Annotated in this window: 8 protein-coding genes, 2 tRNA genes, 3 rRNA genes and 5 pseudogenes; 7 read left to right on the top strand and 11 right to left on the bottom strand. The window is 60.0% G+C overall.

The annotated features are described in order from the left end of the window. Nucleotides 1-543: 543 nt before the first annotated feature. Nucleotides 544-647, bottom strand: a tRNA-OTHER gene (locus ACFQH2_RS12050). A gap of 101 nt (nucleotides 648-748) precedes the next feature. On the opposite strand from ACFQH2_RS12050, the gene ACFQH2_RS12045 reads away from it, so the two are divergent. Further along, on the top strand, nucleotides 749-946 hold the full coding sequence (locus tag ACFQH2_RS12045) for a XapX domain-containing protein (protein ID WP_377053912.1): 198 nt from the start codon (nucleotides 749-751) through the stop codon (nucleotides 944-946). A gap of 25 nt (nucleotides 947-971) precedes the next feature. Here the strand turns inward: ACFQH2_RS12045 and ACFQH2_RS12040 are convergent. The 6 genes and pseudogenes from ACFQH2_RS12040 to ACFQH2_RS12015 all read right to left on the bottom strand — a co-directional run. Next, nucleotides 972-1,433 (bottom strand): annotated as a pseudogene (locus ACFQH2_RS12040) (succinate dehydrogenase); the annotation flags it as partial. Then, a pseudogene (locus tag ACFQH2_RS12035) lies at nucleotides 1,340-2,807 on the bottom strand (FAD-binding protein). The pseudogenes ACFQH2_RS12040 and ACFQH2_RS12035, both read right to left, overlap by 94 nt. A gap of 9 nt (nucleotides 2,808-2,816) precedes the next feature. Beyond that, nucleotides 2,817-3,693, bottom strand: a pseudogene (gene sdhB, locus ACFQH2_RS12030) (succinate dehydrogenase iron-sulfur subunit). Next, nucleotides 3,690-4,061: a succinate dehydrogenase hydrophobic membrane anchor subunit gene (locus tag ACFQH2_RS12025; RefSeq protein WP_377053908.1), complete on the bottom strand. Its 372-nt coding sequence runs from the start codon at nucleotides 4,059-4,061 to the stop codon at nucleotides 3,690-3,692. The pseudogene sdhB and the gene ACFQH2_RS12025 overlap by 4 nt, the downstream one beginning before the upstream one ends. A gap of 4 nt (nucleotides 4,062-4,065) precedes the next feature. Next, nucleotides 4,066-4,452: pseudogene (gene sdhC / locus ACFQH2_RS12020) on the bottom strand (succinate dehydrogenase, cytochrome b556 subunit); the annotation flags it as partial. A 93-nt stretch (nucleotides 4,453-4,545) separates the two neighbouring features. Further along, entirely contained in the window at nucleotides 4,546-5,130 is a 585-nt protein-coding gene (locus ACFQH2_RS12015; RefSeq protein WP_377053904.1) for a hypothetical protein, read from the bottom strand. A 604-nt stretch (nucleotides 5,131-5,734) separates the two neighbouring features. Between ACFQH2_RS12015 and ACFQH2_RS12010 the strand changes: the two genes are divergently transcribed. The 4 genes from ACFQH2_RS12010 (at nucleotide 5,735) to rrf (ending at nucleotide 10,874) form a co-directional block, all read left to right on the top strand. Further along, nucleotides 5,735-7,205 (top strand): 16S ribosomal RNA (locus tag ACFQH2_RS12010). 144 nt (nucleotides 7,206-7,349) lie between these two features. Then, nucleotides 7,350-7,421, top strand: a tRNA-Ala gene (locus ACFQH2_RS12005). Nucleotides 7,422-7,676: 255 nt separating this feature from the next. Beyond that, nucleotides 7,677-10,594 (top strand): 23S ribosomal RNA (locus tag ACFQH2_RS12000). 158 nt (nucleotides 10,595-10,752) lie between these two features. Then, nucleotides 10,753-10,874, top strand: a 5S ribosomal RNA gene (rrf, locus tag ACFQH2_RS11995). The 16S, 23S and 5S rRNA genes sit together here with 1 tRNA gene alongside, the layout of an rRNA operon. Before the next feature lie 69 nt (nucleotides 10,875-10,943). Here the strand turns inward: rrf and ACFQH2_RS11990 are convergent. Both ACFQH2_RS11990 and ACFQH2_RS11985 read right to left on the bottom strand, forming a co-directional pair. Then, entirely contained in the window at nucleotides 10,944-11,255 is a 312-nt protein-coding gene (locus ACFQH2_RS11990; protein ID WP_377053902.1) for a hypothetical protein, read from the bottom strand. Nucleotides 11,256-11,358: 103 nt separating this feature from the next. Further along, nucleotides 11,359-12,437, bottom strand: a pseudogene (locus ACFQH2_RS11985) (succinylglutamate desuccinylase/aspartoacylase family protein). Nucleotides 12,438-12,551: 114 nt separating this feature from the next. Between ACFQH2_RS11985 and ACFQH2_RS11980 the strand changes: the two are divergent. Continuing rightward, on the top strand, nucleotides 12,552-13,889 hold the full coding sequence (locus tag ACFQH2_RS11980; protein ID WP_377053898.1) for a RimK family alpha-L-glutamate ligase: 1,338 nt from the start codon (nucleotides 12,552-12,554) through the stop codon (nucleotides 13,887-13,889). On the opposite strand, the gene ACFQH2_RS11975 is transcribed toward ACFQH2_RS11980, so the two are convergent. Then, nucleotides 13,890-14,483, bottom strand: a complete 594-nt coding sequence (locus ACFQH2_RS11975; RefSeq protein WP_377053896.1) for a DNA-3-methyladenine glycosylase family protein — start codon at nucleotides 14,481-14,483, stop codon at nucleotides 13,890-13,892. Nucleotides 14,484-14,553: 70 nt separating this feature from the next. Continuing rightward, complete coding sequence (locus tag ACFQH2_RS11970) at nucleotides 14,554-15,705, bottom strand: acyl-CoA dehydrogenase family protein (RefSeq protein ID WP_377053894.1); 1,152 nt, start codon at nucleotides 15,703-15,705, stop codon at nucleotides 14,554-14,556. 115 nt (nucleotides 15,706-15,820) lie between these two features. Between ACFQH2_RS11970 and ACFQH2_RS11965 the strand changes: the two genes are divergently transcribed. Next, on the top strand, nucleotides 15,821-17,794 hold the full coding sequence (locus tag ACFQH2_RS11965) for a 3-hydroxyacyl-CoA dehydrogenase/enoyl-CoA hydratase family protein (RefSeq protein WP_377053892.1): 1,974 nt from the start codon (nucleotides 15,821-15,823) through the stop codon (nucleotides 17,792-17,794). Nucleotides 17,795-17,808: the final 14 nt, after the last annotated feature.

Raw genomic sequence — 17,808 nt, 5'->3', positions numbered from 1 at the left:
AGACTGGATCTGGTCGACTGTCGCACCGTCGTCGAACTGTTGCAAACACAGATAGACGAGCTTTGCCTGCGCCGACTCTAACTCGTGAGGTAGCGGCTCGGCCTCCGCTCTCGTGCTGCGAGACGTGACTGTCATCAACAGACGCTATACATTCGACAATAATAAAACCACTCTACAACGATCGTCGAACCCCAGGCCATCTGCGGGTTTTGGGCTCTATAGCGTCTATCAGTCCGAGAACACTCACCGTCACTACCGCTTTTCGTCCCTTTCTGCCCGATTCTTTCGACTCATGTCGAGTATGATGCATGACACCGGGACACATGAAACGGGGGTGCCATCGGCCGTCTGCGTCCTGTGGGTTTGCGTGTCGTCGACGTCGCAAAAGCGGAAGGGGCGGGAGAGCAGTCGTGGCACGACTGCGAACGCTGATCGACTGCGTCGATCAGAATTTGAACCAGACCAAGACGTCGCGATGCTCGTCTTGCAGGGTCCAAATCCCTCTGTGTACGCTTTGCTCCTCGTGTCTACTCGTCGCAAAAGCGGAAGGGGCGGGATTTGAACCACGCGAAGCCTTTGAGTATTCACCGCATCGGTAAGGGAAAACCCCACCTGACGGTGGCGCTCTACCACTGAGCTACCCTTCCTCGTCTTGGGGTAGGCAGGCAGCCTTATAAATCCCGCTCTGCCGCGCCGACTTGCGGTTCGGGTAACTGTTTTGACCCGGGATCATCGAAGTACTGTACGAATGAATCTCACGCTGACTGGCCTGGCGCTGTTTACCGGCGTACTCGCCGGGGCGCTGTTTAGCTACTTGCACATCCCGATTCCTGCGCCACCTGAACTCCCAGGGCTGATGGGGATCGTCGGCATCTACGGTGGGTATAAACTGATTCAGTGGATGGATATCGGGTTTGATCTGCTCGCCGCCCTCGGAATCAAATAACGCCAGAAACAGTCGAGTTCGGTCCTCAGTAGCTCCGCTCTTTCGGTTCGTAGGTCTTGTTCTCGCCTTCGAGCAACACCGGTTTGTACCAGATGTCGGGCGATCCGTCTTCCCACGAGATCAGCGTGTGCTTGAGCCACTCGTCGTCTTTCCGCTCCTGATGCTCCTGTCGCCAGTGTGCACCGCGGAACTCTTCGCGCGCAAGCGCGCCGAGGGTGATCGTCTCTGCGAGATCGATGAGGTTGCGCGTCTCGATGGTCTGCTGGAGATCCGTGTTGAACGTCCGCGAGGGGTCGTCGACGTAGACGTCTTGATAATCCTCGCGAGCCTTCCGGATCTCCCGTAGCGCCGTCTTGAGTCCTTCTTCGTTCCGGAAGACGTTGACGTTCTCGGTCATCGCCTTCTGTAGTCGTTCGCGGATCTCGGCATGCTGGATGCCGTCGTCCTTTTCGAGCAGGTGGTCGACCCGGTTGCGCTGGTGTTCCACCGCCTCCTCGACGATGGCGTCCGGATCGGCGATGGTCCCGGATCCCCGTCGGCGACCGCGCTGTCGTCCGCAGCGTCGAGCGCACCCGGTTCGACCGGTGGGTCGACCTCGCCGTCTTCGGTGTCTTCTGTCCGCCCTGTCGAGATCTTGGCCTCGCCGATATCCTCGCCGGCGGCGTGTTTTCCGGCCCGCTTGCCGAACACGATCAGTTCCGGTAGTGCGTTTCCGCCCAGTCGATTCGAGCCGTGAACCGATGCACAGGCACACTCGCCTGCTGCGTACAGCCCCTGGATGCAGGTTTCACCGTTCTCGTCCGTCTCGATGCCGCCCATCTCGTAGTGCTGGCCGGGCTTGACCGGCATCGGTTCTTCCATCCCGTCGACGCCCTCGAAGTCCTCCGCGAGATGGAGGATGTTCTCGAGGCGGTCGTTGATCCGCTCCTCGCCGAGATGGCGCATGTCGAGATGGACGTACTCGTCGTTGACGCCCCGGCCTTCGTTGATTTCAGTCAGTTCGGCCCGCGAGACGACGTCACGGGAAGCGAGTTCGCCCTCGTTGTTCGCGTATCCGCGCTCGAACATGAACCGCTCGCCGTCCCCGTTGTAGAGGATCCCCCCTCACCACGCACACCCTCGGAGATCAGGACCCCCGTAGAGGGGAGCGTCGTCGGGTGGAACTGGACGAACTCCATGTCCTCCATCGGAGCGCCCGCGCGATAGGCCATTGCCTGTCCGTCGCCGGTACAGGAGACGGCGTTGGTTGTGTGATCGAACACCTGTCCTGGGCCACCAGTCGCCAGGATCACGCCATCGTTCGCTTTGAAGCCTGCGACCTCGCCCGATTTGACGTCGTAGCCGACGACGCCGTGACAGCGTCGGTCCTCCGGGTCGTCTTCGTCGGTCACCGCGAGGTCCGAGACGAACCACTCGTCGTACACCTGAACGCCGTGTTTGACGACCTGCTCGTACATCGTGTGTAGCAGGTGGTGTCCCGTTTCCGCGCCCGCGTACGTCGTGCGCGGGAACGACAATCCCCGAAGGGTCGCTGGGAGACCCGACCGTCGTCCTCTCGGGAAAACGGCATCCCCCAGTGTTCGAGGCGAATAACGTCCTCGGGGGCGTCCTGTGCCAGCGTCTCGATTGCGGGGGCATCGCCGAGATAATCGGACCCCTTCATCGTGTCGTAGGCGTGGAGTTCCCAGTCGTCACCCTCTCGAAGGGCGGCGTTGATTCCACCTTCTGCTGCGCCAGTGTGGCTTCTGACCGGATGGAGCTTCGACACGATAGCCGTGTCCGCACCAGCGTTCTGTGCGGCGATTGCCGCTCTGAGCCCGGCACCGCCCGCGCCGACGACGATTACGTCGTGTTCGTGCATGATTTGATCTTACCAGAACTTCAGGTTGTTTTTGACCGCTTCCCGCTTGAGCTCCTGAATGTGCTCGGTCAGCGGGATGTCTTTCGGACACACCTCGGTACAGGAGAACTGGGTCTGACAACGCCAGACGCCGTGTTCCTGTTCGAGGATGTTGAGTCGGTGCTGCTTGAGTTCCTCTTCTTCGCGGTCGTCCATCGCGAATTTGTAGGCCTTGTTGATCGCTGCTGGCCCGAGATACTCGTTGTCGCCCGCCGCGATGTTACACGAGGACATACATGCACCGCACCAGATACACCGCGAAGACATTTTGATCTTCTCGCGGTTCTCTCTGGTCTGTCGCTGCTCTTCGAGTTCGCTCGCTTCAGGGGTATCCTCGCTCTGGAAGTACGGCTCGACTGCGTGCATCTGGTCGTAGAAGTGCTCCATGTCGACGACCAGGTCCTTTACGACGTCCTGATGCGGGAGCGGTTCGATGCGCACCGGCTCCTCTAGTTCGCCCAACTGCGTCTTGCAGCCGAGCCGTTGTCGACCGTTCACGAAGAAGGCGTCCGAGCCACAGACGGCCTGTCGGCAGGAGTGACGGAACGTCAACGACGAGTCGTAGTGGTCGCGCGCGTAGATTAGCGCGTCGAGGACCGTCATCCCCTTCTCGAAGGGGACGTGGAAGTCGTCGAAGCGGGGTTCCTGCTTGGCGGCGACCTCCGGGTCGTACCTGAACACCTTGATCTGGACGGCGTTCTCCTCGAAGTCAGCCTTCTCGTCTGCTTCGACCTGCTCGGCTCGCTCGCGTTCCTTCTGACGTTTTTTCGAGCCGGCGGTCTGCTGCCGGTTTCTGTTCGGCCGTTTCTTCGTCTTCCGTCTCGACTTTCTGTTTTTGTGTGCTCATACTATCGAAACACCTGCCATGGAGTTCGCGACGCGGATCCCCTGAACGACCAGCACGAGGCCTGCAGCGGTCAGTCCCCACTTGAGTGCCGTCTTCTGGGTTCCTTCGATCCCCTGATTGACCAACCCATTGTAGACGCCGTTCACACCGTGGAACGCGGCCGTGATCAGGAACATCACCATCGTCAGGTAGTAGGCCGGGTTCTCCATCCGGGCCTGTGTCCCGGCGAGTTCGACCTCGTATGCGTGCGTGACGAAGTGTAACTGGAAGAAGTGGAACGCGAGGACACCGATCAGGAACGCTGCTGTGATCCGTTGCAGTAGCCAGGACGTCCCGCCGGGAGTGAACGAAGAGTAGCGCTCCGCCATTAGAGGCCACCCCCAGGAACGTCGGGACGCTCGCGACGACGATGAGCGCCGTCACGAACAGTGACGCGTAGAAACTCTTGTCCTGTGACTCCAGTCCGATACCCAGGTCGACCATCAGCAGACGGATGCCGTTGAGGATATGGAAGACAGCAACGGCGAGGAGTCCGACCTCCAGTACTCGGATGATCAACAGCCCTTCGAGCCCCTGAATCGTGCTATTATACGACGCTGCTCCTTCCATTGCTGTGCTCAGAACCGCAATGTGCGTGAACAGGTACCCGATCAGTACCCAACCTGTGAACTTGTGGAAAATCCAGGCCCACATTCCGGCCGAGAACTCGCGCCATCGGCCGAAGTCCTCGACGAGCCCGCGATTGTAAGACTGACTCATACTCTCGTATTGACCGTTGGACTGCGGTGGTATAGAAGTTACTAACAATTCGTTACTCTGAACCCGTGCGTACGCGGCCGCGCAGGCACTGGACTACCGCGTGACGTCGCCGACGACCTCTGCCTGCTCCTGATACCGGTTTCTGATCGTGATCTTGCTGACGCCCGACACCTCGTGGACGTCCTCCTGGGTACACGGTTCGTCCCGTAGTTTCGCCGCGTAGTAGACGGCCGCCGCAGCGAAGCCGGATGGGGACTTCCCCGAGGCGACGCCTTCCTTGGTCGCAACAGTGACGACGTTTTGCGCTAGCTCTCGCGTCTCCTCGCTCAGTCCAAGTTTCTCACAGTACTCGTCGACGAACGGTTTCGGATTGAACGTGTCCACCGGCGTCCCGATCTCCGTCTGTACCCACTTCGAGCGCCGGAGCAGATGTGAATGCTCGATCCCGGCGGCGTCTGCGATTTCGCTCGACGTGACCGGAGCGCCCTCTTGCTTGCACGCGACGTACAGCGCTGCTGCCGCGACTGTCGTCAGTGACCGCCCCTGCTGGGTCTCCTCAGTATACACTTTGGTAAAGATCGCCCCTGCAGTCTCGAGTACGGGCTCACTCACGTTTAGCGCCGCTCCCAGCTCCTCGATCCGCTCTCGGCCTCGTTCGTGTAAAGCTTCGATGTCCATCTCTGGCGGTCGTCTCCTAGATATCGTACACTCTCGGCGGATCTCCCATGTACTTTGTGCCGGTTGAGTCGTTACGTACCTCGTTGCCCCTTCACATAGCGCTCCTGAGACGACGGCCTTTTATATTCCCGTGCCATCTGAATGTAATGCGAAGAACGATACGACGTGATCCCGGGACGTTCGATCCGTCCCGTGATCTCGGACTAAACGAACGAGATCGTCTCGGTCGATCCGAGACGATGGGTTTATCTGTCCCACTCGACTTCGTTTTGATCCGAACGGTCGTCGGCGGTTCGCCGCTGACGAATCGGATCAGACGAGCGAGGCCGGGTCGGTCGGTTCCGATCCGAAGGGGTTATATGCCCTACTCTCGTTTGTTGAGATCCGAAAGAGATGAGGATTCCACCCCTGCGGTCCGCCGTACACGATGGAATCTGATGTTAGCTTTGGTAGTTCGGCGACATCCGGGCGCTCGTGCCTGGTCGTCGCCGGATTACGGACTCATGCAATGTTACAAACGCGATCATGTTCCCCGACGGGGAACATAAGGTGACGCCATCCCTCTGGGATGGCATCCCGCCTAACCGCCCCCACCAGGGGGCACATTCCGGTTGATCCTGCCGGAGGCCATTGCTATGGGGATCCGATTTAGCCATGCTAGTCGCACGAGTTCAGACTCGTGGCGGAAAGCTCAGTAACACGTGGCCAAACTACCCTCTGGACAGGAATACTCTCGGGAAACTGAGGCTAATGCCTGATACCGTTCCGCTGCTGGAACTGCACGGAACTGGAAACGCTCCGGCGCCAGAGGCTGTGGCTGCGGCCGATTAGGTTGACGGTGGGGTAACGGCCCACCGTGCCAGTAATCGGTACGGGTTGTGAGAGCAAGAGCCCGGAGACGGTATCTGAGACAAGATACCGGGCCCTACGGGGCGCAGCAGGCGCGAAACCTTTACACTGCACGCCAGTGCGATAAGGGGATCCCCAGTGCGAGGGCATATAGTCCTCGCTTTTCACCACCGTAGGGAGGTGGTGGAACAAGAGCTGGGCAAGACCGGTGCCAGCCGCCGCGGTAATACCGGCAGCTCAAGTGATGGCCGCTGTTATTGGGCCTAAAGCGTCCGTAGCCTGCCAGGTAAGTTCGTCGGGAAATCTACGTGCCCAACACGTAGGCGGCCGGCGAAACCTGCCTGGCTTGGGACTGGATGGCTCGAGGGGTACGACCGGGGTAGGAGTGAAATCCTATAATCCTGGTCGGACCACCGGTGGCGAAAGCGCCTCGAGAAGACAGATCCGACGGTGAGGGACGAAAGCCAAGGTCACGAACCGGATTAGATACCCGGGTAGTCTTGGCCGTAAACGATGTCCGTTAGGTGTGGCACAGGCTACGAGCCTGTGCTGTGCCGCAGTGAAGACGATAAACGGACCGCCTGGGAAGTACGTCCGCAAGGATGAAACTTAAAGGAATTGGCGGGGGAGCACTACAACCGGAGGAGCCTGCGGTTTAATTGGACTCAACGCCGGACATCTCACCAGCATCGACAACAGGAGTGACGATCAGTGTGATGAGCTTATCAGACCTGTTGAGAGGAGGTGCATGGCCGCCGTCAGCTCGTACCGTGAGGCGTCCTGTTAAGTCAGGCAACGAGCGAGACCCGCATCCTTAATTGCCAGCACTGGCTCGCGCCAGGTGGGTACATTAGGGAGACTGCCGTGGCTAACACGGAGGAAGGAACGGGCAACGGTAGGTCAGTATGCCCCGAATGTGCTGGGCGACACGCGGGCTACAATGGCCGAGACAGTGGGATGCAACCCCGAGAGGGGGCGCTAATCTCCGAAACTCGGTCGTAGTTCGGATTGAGGGCTGAAACTCGCCCTCATGAAGCTGGATTCGGTAGTAATCGCCACTCAGAAGGTGGCGGTGAATACGTCCCTGCTCCTTGCACACACCGCCCGTCAAAGCACCCGAGTGGGGTCCGGATGAGGCCGAGTTCCTCGGTCGAATCTGGGCTCCGCAAGGGGGCTTAAGTCGTAACAAGGTAGCCGTAGGGGAATCTGCGGCTGGATCACCTCCACTGACCGGGATCGGGGCGACGCCCCGACCCACCTATATACTCATGCACTGTCCGCACGCCGGCCGACGCCACCACGACGCGTCCGGGCGCTAACGAACTATCAAAGCTAACACTATACACGCCTCTCCGGGCTCTGCCCGGAGTGGGCCCATAGCTCAGCGGTAGAGTGCCTCCTTTGCAAGGAGGATGCCCAGGGTTCGAATCCCTGTGGGTCCATGACTCGTGCTCGAATCGCGAACCGTTGCCCTTAAGTGGGAAACGGCGCTCGGTTGGAGTACGAAGCGAAACTGATGCACCATCCCGTGTAAGCGCGGATGGGAAGGGTTGAACACTCGGCTAGACCACCCCGGGTGTGACGAGACCATGTGTACGTGCGATCCAGACGTCCACTGGACCAGTTCGGCAGACTTGCGAGTCTGCTCAACCGCAGTGGTCCAACACAGACGACACACGATTTAGACGATTAGACGACAGACGTGGCTACGACGCTGGCTGGTGAATAGCTCGGCTCGAGAGCCGACGACGGACGTGCCAAGCTGCGAAAAGCCCGAGGGAGCCGCACGGAGGCGAAGAACTCGGGATCTCCAAATAGGAATCCTCACCGCAATTGCTTTGCGCAATGGGGAACGCCGAGAACTGAAACATCTCAGTATCGGCAGGAATAGAAAGCAATCCGCGATATCGTTAGTAACCGCGAGTGAACGCGACACAGTCCAAACCGAAGCCTTCACGGGCAATGTGGTGTTCGGGCTGACTTGCAGCACTTGAACCTCGATCAGAAGTCTCCTGGAATGGAGCGTGAAACAGGGTGACAACCCCGTACGATCGAGTAGTAGAGTGTGCGTCAGTTCCAGAGTAGCGGGGGTTGGATATCCCTCGTGAATATCTCAGGCATCGACTGAGAAGACTAAACACTCCTCGAGACCGATAGCGAACAAGTAGCGTGAGCGAACGCTGAAAAGCACCCCACAACGGGAGGTGCAATAGGGCTTGAACTCAGTCAGCCACTGAGCGACGGGGCATACAAGGTCCATTGGAAAACGACCTGGGGGCGACCCCACAGTAGGACCCAATGGAAGCCGATGTCGCGTCGTGCGTTTTGAAAAACGAGCCAGAGAGTGTGTCTGAATGACGAGTCTAACCGGTGCATCCGGGAAGGCATAGGGAAACCGACATGGCCGCAGGGCTTTGCCCCAGGGCCGCCGTATTCAAGTGCGGGGAGTCATTCGGACACGACCCGAATCCGGACGATCTATGCGTGAGCAAGGTGAAGCATGGCGAAAGCCATGTGGAGGCCTGTTAGAGTTGGTGTCCTACAATACCCTCTCGTGACTCACGTATAGGGGTGAAAGGCCCATCGAGTCCGGCAACAGCTGGTTCCAACCGAAACATGTCGAAGCATGACCTACGCCGAGGTCGTTCGTGAGGTAGAGCTACCGATTGATGACCCCGCCTCCGAGAGGAGTCGGCTCATCTGTCAAACTCCGAACTTACGAACGCTGTTGACGCGTGGATTCCGGTGCGCGGGGTAAGCCTGCGTACCGTAAGGGAGACAACCCAGCGCCGGGTTAAGGTCCCAAAATGTGGATTAAGTGCAACCGAAGGTGGTCCCGAGCCCCAGACAGCCGGGAGGTGAGCTTAGAAGCAGCTACCCTCTAAGAAAAGCGTAATAGCTTACCGGCCGAGGTTCGGGGCGCCCAAAATGATCGGGGCTCAAATCCACTACCGAGACCTGGCCGCACTCTTCACAGAGTGATCGAGTAGGTTGGCGCTCCAGTTGGGTGGAAGCACGGGTGAGAACTCGTGTGGACCGACTGGTGACGACAATTCTGGCCATAGTAGCAGCGATAGTCGGGTTAGACCCCCGACGGCCAAATGGATAAGGGTTCCTCGGCAATGCTGATCAGCCGAGGGTTAGCCGGTCCTAAGATCTCTCGCAATTCGAGGAGATCGAAACAGGGTAGCAGATTAATATTTCTGCGCCACCGTACATTCAAAGGAGACGTTTCGGGGTCGCCCAGGCTGGGCTCGCGCCCAGTGTAACCGTCCAACTCCGTGGAAGCCGTAATGGCACGAAGCGGACGAACGGCGAGATACCGCAAGCTGGGTCAACCTGGAACCCGTGAAAATCTGAGTACGGTGTCCGTACCGAGAACCGACACAGGTATCCATGGCGGCGAAAGCCAAGGCCTGTCGGGAGCAACCGACGTTAGGGAATTCGGCAAGTTAGTCCCGTACGTTCGCAAGAAGGGATGCCTGCTCTTTATGGAGCAGGTCGCAGTATCTCGGACGCTCCGACTGTCTAGTAACAACACAGGTGACTGCAAATCCGCAAGGACTCGTACAGTCACTGAATCCTGCCCAGTGCGGGTATCTGAACACCCAGTACAATGGGACGAAGGACCCGTTAACGGCGGGGGTAACTATGACCCTCTTAAGGTAGCGTAGTACCTTGCCGCTTCAGTAGCGGCTTGCACGAATGGATGAACGAGAGCGTCACTGTCCCAACGTTGGGCCCGGTGAACTGTACATTCCAGTGCGGAGTCTGGAGCCCCCAAGGGGAAGCGAAGACCCTATGGAGCTTTACTGCAGGCTGTCGCTGAGACACGGTCGCTAGTGTGCAGAATAGGTAGGAGCCGCTACACAGGTACCCGCGCAGCGGGCCACCGAGGCAATCTTGAAATACTACCCACTAGTGACTGTGACTCTCACTCCTGGCGGAGGACACCGGTAGCCGGGCAGTTTGACTGGGGCGGTACGCGCTTGAGAGAAGATCGAGCGCGCCCCATGATTATCTCAGCCGGGTCAGAAATCCGGCGCAGAGTGCAAGAGCACAAGATAGTCTGACAGTGTCCTGCCTAACGAAGGACGCTGACGCGAAAGCGGGGTCAGCGAACCAATCATGGCCCTCAATGGGCCAGATTGATGACAGAAAAGCTACCCAGGGATAACAGAGTCGTCACCCGCAAGAGCACATATCGACCGGGTGGCTTGCTACCTCGATGTCGGTTCCCTCCATCCTGCCCGTGCAGAAGCGGGCAAGGGTGAGGTTGTTCGCCTATTAAAGGAGGTCGTGAGCTGGGTTTAGACCGTCGTGAGACAGGTCGGCTGCTATCTATTGGGGGTGTTTGAGTACTTGACAGGAACAAGCGTATAGTACGAGAGGAACTGCGCTTGGGTGCCACTGGTGTACCGGTTGTCCGCAAGGGCACGTGCCGGGCAGCTACGCACCACGGGGTAAGAGCTGAACGCATCTAAGCTCGAAACCCACCTGGATACGAAGTACTCTTGAGGCAACTCGTAGAAGACGAGTTCGATAGACTTGGGGTGTCCGCGTCGAGGCAACGAGACGTTGAGCCCGCGAGCACTAACATGCCAAGCCATTCACTCATATCCGAGTGTATCATCTGCACTGGTCCACAACGTAGAGCGACTCGCTCTGCTGACCTGGTCCAGGCGTAAACTGGATCGCACGTACACGAATATGGTGGTCAACTGACCAACGGACAGGTGTCCATTATTGTGGTTCGAGTCCACGAGTTGGCGTTAAGGCGGCCAGAGCGGCAGGGCAACTCCCGTACCCATCCCGAACACGGAAGATAAGCCTGCCAGCGTTCCGGCAAGTACTGGAGTGGGAGACCCTCTGGAAACACCGGATCGCCGCCTGCTATTCATAGACCCTCCGCGCCCATTCGGGCGCGGGGGTTATTTCATTCTGAAGGAGAGCGGCGGCGCCGGTCAGCCGACGGGTGCAGCGACTGAAGACGGTTCGAGTAGCACCAGGCACGACGATTGCGTCTGGGAGTCACGGACGGTTCCAAGCCGTCCCACGACGAATCCGGCGCCCGGTTGTTCGGACTGTATCTGACAGTCCGTGCAGAAACAGCCACTGATCCGCCACTGGCCGAACTGTGGTTCCCGTTCGATACGACAGCGCACGTGCTGGCCTTCCTCTATTCGCTCCTCACAACTCTCACAGGTAGTCGACGTCTCGTCAGCGACGCGAAGCCCGGTAACGACCTGAGAGAGCGGCGCAATCGTGGGGATCATCGTAGCGCCGCCGCGCGGCTATCGAGGTGGTCACAGTTCTGCGTGTAGTTCGAGTGAGTCATCGAACAGCACTGGCCGCCCGATCACTCGAAAACGTGTGGAGTTAGAGGAACGATTCGCCTGATGGGTCGGCCGCCCGTTGGTGTTCGACGGCACGGTGGGTATCGGAGTCGAGTTTGACGAGGTGACAGAGCGGGTTTCCGGGGTAGACCACCGGATTTTCGAGAATGCCGACGAGCAAGCCGGTAAACGGTGCCTGGACGGTTTCAGTGTCCGTTTTAAATGGATTCGTGATAGTACAGACGTCCTCGCCCTCGTGAACGAGTGCGCCACGGTCGTGGTGCATATCGACGATACCGCCAACGTCAGCGCGCAGCCAGGTCTTTTCGCTGTCCTCGCTGATCACCGTTCGCCAGCCGGGCCAGTGGACAGTGCTCCGGGGGAAAGTCCGTACTCGGCGAGTACGCTCACGACGCCGTTCAGTGCACGGTCGATCAGCGGCCGCTGAAACCGATGGGCTTCTCCCATCTCGATGGTGATCGTCGGGACGCCCGCTTCGGTAGCCTCGCGACGAAGTGTCCCGTTCGGCCCCTGAGAGTCGAGAATGACGTTCGTACTGAACGACTGTGCGAGTCGAGCCACGGCGTCGTCAGTCATGTCGGCGCGGGCGTGAAGCATGTTCGTCCGGCCGCGCGTGGAGGTGTGGAAGTCGAGTCCGTAGTCACATGGCTCGACGAAACTGCTGAATATCCGGTGTGCGATGCGCTTCCCGCTGGTCCCCGTCTCGCTACCGGGGAACGATCGGTTGAGGTCGCGATCGTAGATCGGGAGATACCGCTGCTGTGCGAGAAACCCGGGAACGTTGAGGACGGGGAGACAGACCAGCGTTCCGTTGAGATCAGTGTGGTCCCAGTCGTGAGCGACCTCCCGGACGACTGCGATCCCGTTGAGTTCGTCGCCGTGTGCAGCGGCGGCGAGAAATACCGTCGGTCCGGGGTTTGGCCCGTTAATGATCGTAACTGGCACCCTGATCGGATCGCCGAGGTATGTCTGGCTGACGTTGTGTCGGATGTAGGCTCGCTCTCCCGGCGCGACGCGTCCGCCGGGATAGCTGAACAGCTCGCCACTGGCGCCGTCGGGGTCGGCGAATCGCTGGATCGTCTGCTCCCCCTCGTCGGTCATATGGTCGATACCAGCCCACACAGAAACATAAATGAGTCCTTCGGGGAAACGCTACGATATCGCTGCAAGCATGGGAGGGCAACGGGTAATGTTTTTACAGTACTGCTTCTCTTCGTGTGTATGGAGGACGATCTTACGGTTGGAGTGCTCAGTCTCCACAACAGCAAGGAGACGAAAGCCATTCTCAATGCGGTCGACGACCTGGGCTACGGAACGGAATGGCTTCGCTCCGAGAACACGTCGGTTCGGATCGAGGATGGCACCCTCTCGATCGACCCCGACGTGGACGTCATTGCGAACCGACTGCTGCTCTCGAACACGGCACAGCCCTGTGAAGAACTCGGTATTGCGAACGTCTTCTCGCGTACGCGGCCCATACTGAACACGCCGGAGGCGACGATGACGGCGATGCACAAGTTCGCGGCGGCAACCGCGCTCACGGAGGCTGACGTGCAGGTTCCGGACGCGCTGTTAGCGCTCGGTAGCGAAACGCTCTCGCGTCGTCGCGCGGAGTTCGGCGAGGAGGCGGTGTACAAGACCTCGATCGGAACGCACGGCGGCGGGACGTGGAAGGTGGGTCCAGGGGAGTCGGTCAACTCCATGGTCGGCAACCGGTATGCGTTCTTGCAGGATCTGATCGAACGGGACGGCGAGAAACACCGTGATCTGCGCGTCTACGTCGTCGGTAGCCGGATCATCGGCGCGATGCACCGGTACGCACCGGAGGGTGACTGGCGGACGAACGTCTCGCTCGGCGGCGACGTCCGGGATGCGACCGACCAGCTAACAGAGGAGACCAGAGAGATCGCACTCTCCGCGACGGATGCGATCGGCCTCGACTACGCCGGCGTGGACCTGATCGAAGGCGAGGATGGCTGGTACGTACTCGAAGTCAATCCTACCGCGGGGTTCAAAGGGTTCTTCGAGGCGACTGGAACGAGTCCCGCCCCCTACATCGCGAAACTGGCAATCGAGCGCGCGGGCCACGAAGTCGACGACGAACTCGTCGCATCGCTCGCCCGCTCCCTCGACGATTCGGTCCCTGCCGCCCGCCCGCAGCCATCACAGGCTGGCGAACAGGAGGTCATCCCCATCGGTTACACCGAAGAGGTCCTGGTCAGTGGGACGAGCGACTCCAAGAGCGTGTACGCCAAATCCGACACGGGCGCGACGCGGACGAGCATCGACACGAGCCTCGCGGCCGATATCGGTGCGGGGCCGATCAAGAGCAAGATGCGGGTCCGCTCCGGTAGCTCGAAACAATCGAAAGTGCGGCCGATCGTCGACATCGTGATCGGGGTCGGCGGGCGACGCCACACTGTCGCGGCCAACGTCGAGGATCGCAGCCATATGGACTACCCACTCCTGCTCGGCCGGGACATCCTGGAACACTACCACGTCGACGTTGGACGGCGCGCCGACGCGGACGACGAAACCGAACTCGAGGAGTAATCAGTCCGACTCGTACGCGCGCCAGACGTACTTCGTCCCGTAGCTTCGGTAGGGACGCCAGCGTTCGGCGATCTCTCGCATCTCCCCGCGCGTCGTCGAGCCATCGCCGCTCCCGTATAGCTCGTCGATCCCGTTGCGGACAGCGAGGTCACCCAGCGGCAGGACGTCTTCGCGGCCGAGGACGAACAGGAGATACATCCGCGCGGTCCACTCGCCGACGCCGCGGATCTCGGTGAGTTTGGCGACGACTTCGTCGTCCGGGTGGTCGGCCAGTCCGTCTCGGGTGTACGCTCCACGCTGGAAGGCGTCGGCGGCGGTCTGCAGGTACTCGACTTTCTGCCCGCTCACTCCCGCATCACGGAGCGAGTCCTCGTCGACGTCGAGCATCGTGGTTGGCGTGATCGGCTCGTCGAACAGGGAGAAAACGCGCTCTCTGACGGCGTTTGCGGAGGCGGTCGAGAGTTGCTGGTTGATGATCGAGACGGCGAGTCGCTGGTACTCGTGGGTTGCTGGGTCGACATTGACGGGGCCGTGTTCGTCGATCAGGCGGGCCATGACTGGGTCGTCTCGCAGCGTAGCCAGTGGGTCGCTCATAGCCCGAACTCGTGGCCGTTCGAGTATAGACCTCACGAAGAATGGAGTCGAAAACGAACTCGCGGTCGCCTCAGAACCCTTTGCCGAGCAGTTCGCGCGCGATGATGTTCTTCTGAATCTCGGAGGTTCCCTCGTAGATCTGGGTGATCTTGGAGTCGCGGTAGAGGCGCTCGACGTCGAAGTCGTTGACGAAGCCAGCGCCGCCGTGGATCTGGACGGCCTCGTCGGCGACGTCGACGGCGATGCGGGAGGAGTACTCCTTGGCCATCGACGCCAGCGCGGTGAGGTCGTCGTCCTCGTTGGTGACGCTCCAGGCGGATTTGTAGGTCAACTGGCGTGCGGCCTCGGTCTTCGTGTGCATGTCGGCGAGTTTGTGCTGGATCGCCTGGAACTCGCTGATAGACTGGCCGAACTGCTCGCGGTCCTGTGCGTAGTCGAGTGCGCGCTCGCACGCGCCTTTGGCGATGCCGACGCCCTGTGCGGCGACCATCGTCCGGGTCTCGTCGAAGAACTGCATCAACTGCAGGAAGCCCGCCCCGCGCGTCCCGATGAGGTTCTCCTCGGGGACGCGGACGTCGTCGAAGATCAGTTCGGCGGTGTCGGAGGCGCGGATCCCCAGTTTGCCCGTGATCTTGTCGGCCTCGAAGCCGTCGCGGTCGGATTCGACGAGGACCTGCGAGAAACCGGAGTAGCGGTCGTCGACGTCGTCGGTCTTGCACATGACGACGAAGTAATCGCCCACTGTGCCGTTGGTGATCCACATCTTGTTGCCGTTGATCACCCACTCGTCGCCGTCTTTCTCGGCGCGCGTCGAGACGCTGGAGACGTCAGAGCCGGTGTCGGGTTCGCTGATGGCCGCGCCCATGATGGCCTCGCCCTCTGCGATCGGTTCGAGGTAGCGTTCTTTCTGGTCTTCGGTGCCGTACTCCATGAGCGAGTCGGCCCCGAACGCCGCGCTGGTGATGCAGAGTCCGATCCCCGGATCGACGGCGAACAGTTCCTCGGTGATAATGGACATCTCCAGAGGGGTGTACGCGGCGCCGCCGTACTCGATGGGGATGTGTGCCCCAGTTAATCCCATCTCTGCCGCTTCGTCCATCACTTCGTGTGGGAACGTTTCCTCGACGTCGTGTTCCTTGGCAACGGGCGCGACCTCGTTTTCCGCGAACTTGCGTACCTCGTCACGGATCGCTCGCTGTTCGTCTGAAAGTCCAAAGTCCATGCGTGATCTATCTATGGTGAACAATAAGTATCTTTGTAACCCGATAGAAACTAAAATAGAGTTTATATGACTCCGGAGGGAAACGTTAAACCCACTGCATGCCGTCGTTGCGTCCATGGAGATTGACGATATCAACAGTGTAACAGTTCTGGGTGCGGGTAACATGGGTCATGGAATCGCCGAAGTAGCCGCGCTCGCGAGCTATGACGTGACGATTCGGGACATCAACGAGGAGTTCGTCCAGAGTGGCTACGACGATATCGAGTGGAGCCTGAACAAACTCGCCGAGAAAGAGCGCATCAGTCAGGACGCGGCCGACGCCGCACTCGACAGTGTCACGCCGCTCGTCGACATCGAAGAATCCGTCAGCAACGCGGACGTGATTATCGAGGCCGTCCCCGAGAAGATGGAGATCAAAGAGGACGTTTATACCGAGGTCTCCGAGTACGCCCCCGAGCGGGCAATCTTCGCGACCAACACGTCGTCGCTCTCGATCACTGACCTCTCGGAGTTCACCGACCGTCCCGGGCAGTTCTGCGGGATGCACTTTTTCAACCCGCCGGTCCGGATGGATCTCGTGGAAGTCATCTCCGGGGAACACACCGACGAAGAAACCCTCGACGTCATCGAGGACCTGGCCGAGGACTTCGGCAAGACGCCCGTGCGCGTCCACAAGGACAGTCCGGGCTTCATCGTCAACCGGATCCTCGTCCCGCTGATGAACGAGGCCTGCTGGCTCGTCCACGAGGGCGAGGCGGCCATCGAAGAAGTCGACAGCACCACCAAATACGGCATGGGCCTCCCGATGGGCAGTTTCGAGCTCGGCGATCAGGTCGGCAACGACGTGAGCTATCACGTTCTCGAATACATGCATGAGGTCCTCGGCGACGCGTACGAACCCTGTCCGCTGCTCGCGGAGAAAGTCGAAAACGAGGAACTCGGCAAAAAGACCGGCAAGGGCTTCTACGATTACGAGGACGGCGGCGCGGACGTCCCGTCCGATCAGGTCAGCGAGTCGATCAGTGACCGTCTGACCGCGGTGATGGCGAACGAAGTCGCCCACCTGATCGGTGACGATGTCGCCGAGGCTGACGCCATCGACGAGGCCGTAATGCTCGGGGCCGGATTCCCGAACGGCCCGGCTAAACTCGCCGACGAGGCGGGGATCGACCACTTGCTTGATGTACTCGAAGACGCCCACGAGGAGACTGGCGCGGCTCGATACGAGCCAGCCGACTACCTCGCCGAGGCCGCCGAACAGGGCGGCTTCTACGGCGGCGACGAAGCGGAGGAGGACGGCTACGAGTTCGAGACGCTCCGCGTCGACAAGCCCGGCGAGATGGTTGGGAAACTCGTTCTCGACCGTCCGCACCGGATGAACACGATCAGCGGGGAACTCCTCGACGAACTCGACGAGGCGATCGATCTGCTCGCGGACGATGAGGAGGTTAGATCGATCCTACTTGTCGGGGAGGGCGACCGAGCGTTTTCGGCGGGCGCGGACGTCCAGAGCATGGCCGGGAGCGGTGCGGATCCGATCGAAACGACCGAGCTCTCGCGTAACGGCCAGCGGATCTTTGGCAAACTGGAGTCCTGTGATATGCCGGTCGTCGCGGGAATCGACGGCTACTGCCTCGGCGGTGGTATGGAACTGTCGACGTGTGCTGACATGCGGATCGCGACGGTACGGTCGACGTTCGGCCAGCCGGAACTGAACCTCGGCCTGATCCCCGGTTGGGGAGGCACCCAGCGTCTACAACATATCGTCGGCGAAGGGCGTGCCAAAGAGATAATCCTCACCGCGGATCGGTACGAGGCCGAGACGATGGAACAGTACGGATTCGTCAACGAGGTCGTCGAAAACGACGACTTCGAGGACCGAGCGTTCGAGTTGGCGTCTGACCTCGCCGCAGGACCGCCGATTGCGACGCGATTCGCAAAGCGCGCCATGCTGAAGGGCTGGGAGAACACCGAAGCGGGACTCGAAATCGAGAACCAGGCATTCGGTCAACTCATGGCGACCGACGACCTGATGGAAGGCATCACCGCGTTCATGGGCGACGAAGAACCGGAATTCGAGGGGAAGTAAGCGCTCCGTACCCG

This window comes from Natronoarchaeum sp. GCM10025703 (assembly GCF_042661985.1).
Taxonomy (GTDB): domain Archaea; phylum Halobacteriota; class Halobacteria; order Halobacteriales; family Natronoarchaeaceae; genus Natranaeroarchaeum.
The sequence above is the reverse complement of the archived record's forward strand: the minus strand, read 5'-3'. Positions and strand labels throughout refer to the sequence as shown.

What these genes read in the sequence shown, in the direction of transcription:
- ACFQH2_RS12025 (WP_377053908.1), bottom strand. Translation starts at nt 4,061, where the DNA reads ATGGCGGAGCGCTACTCTTCGTTCACTCCCGGCGGGACGTCCTGGCTA.
- ACFQH2_RS11990 (WP_377053902.1), bottom strand. Translation starts at nt 11,255, where the DNA reads ATGATCCCCACGATTGCGCCGCTCTCTCAGGTCGTTACCGGGCTTCGC.
- ACFQH2_RS12045 (WP_377053912.1), top strand. Translation starts at nt 749, where the DNA reads ATGAATCTCACGCTGACTGGCCTGGCGCTGTTTACCGGCGTACTCGCC.
- ACFQH2_RS11970 (WP_377053894.1), bottom strand. Translation starts at nt 15,705, where the DNA reads ATGGACTTTGGACTTTCAGACGAACAGCGAGCGATCCGTGACGAGGTA.
- ACFQH2_RS12015 (WP_377053904.1), bottom strand. Translation starts at nt 5,130, where the DNA reads ATGGACATCGAAGCTTTACACGAACGAGGCCGAGAGCGGATCGAGGAG.
- ACFQH2_RS11975 (WP_377053896.1), bottom strand. Translation starts at nt 14,483, where the DNA reads ATGAGCGACCCACTGGCTACGCTGCGAGACGACCCAGTCATGGCCCGC.
- ACFQH2_RS11965 (WP_377053892.1), top strand. Translation starts at nt 15,821, where the DNA reads ATGGAGATTGACGATATCAACAGTGTAACAGTTCTGGGTGCGGGTAAC.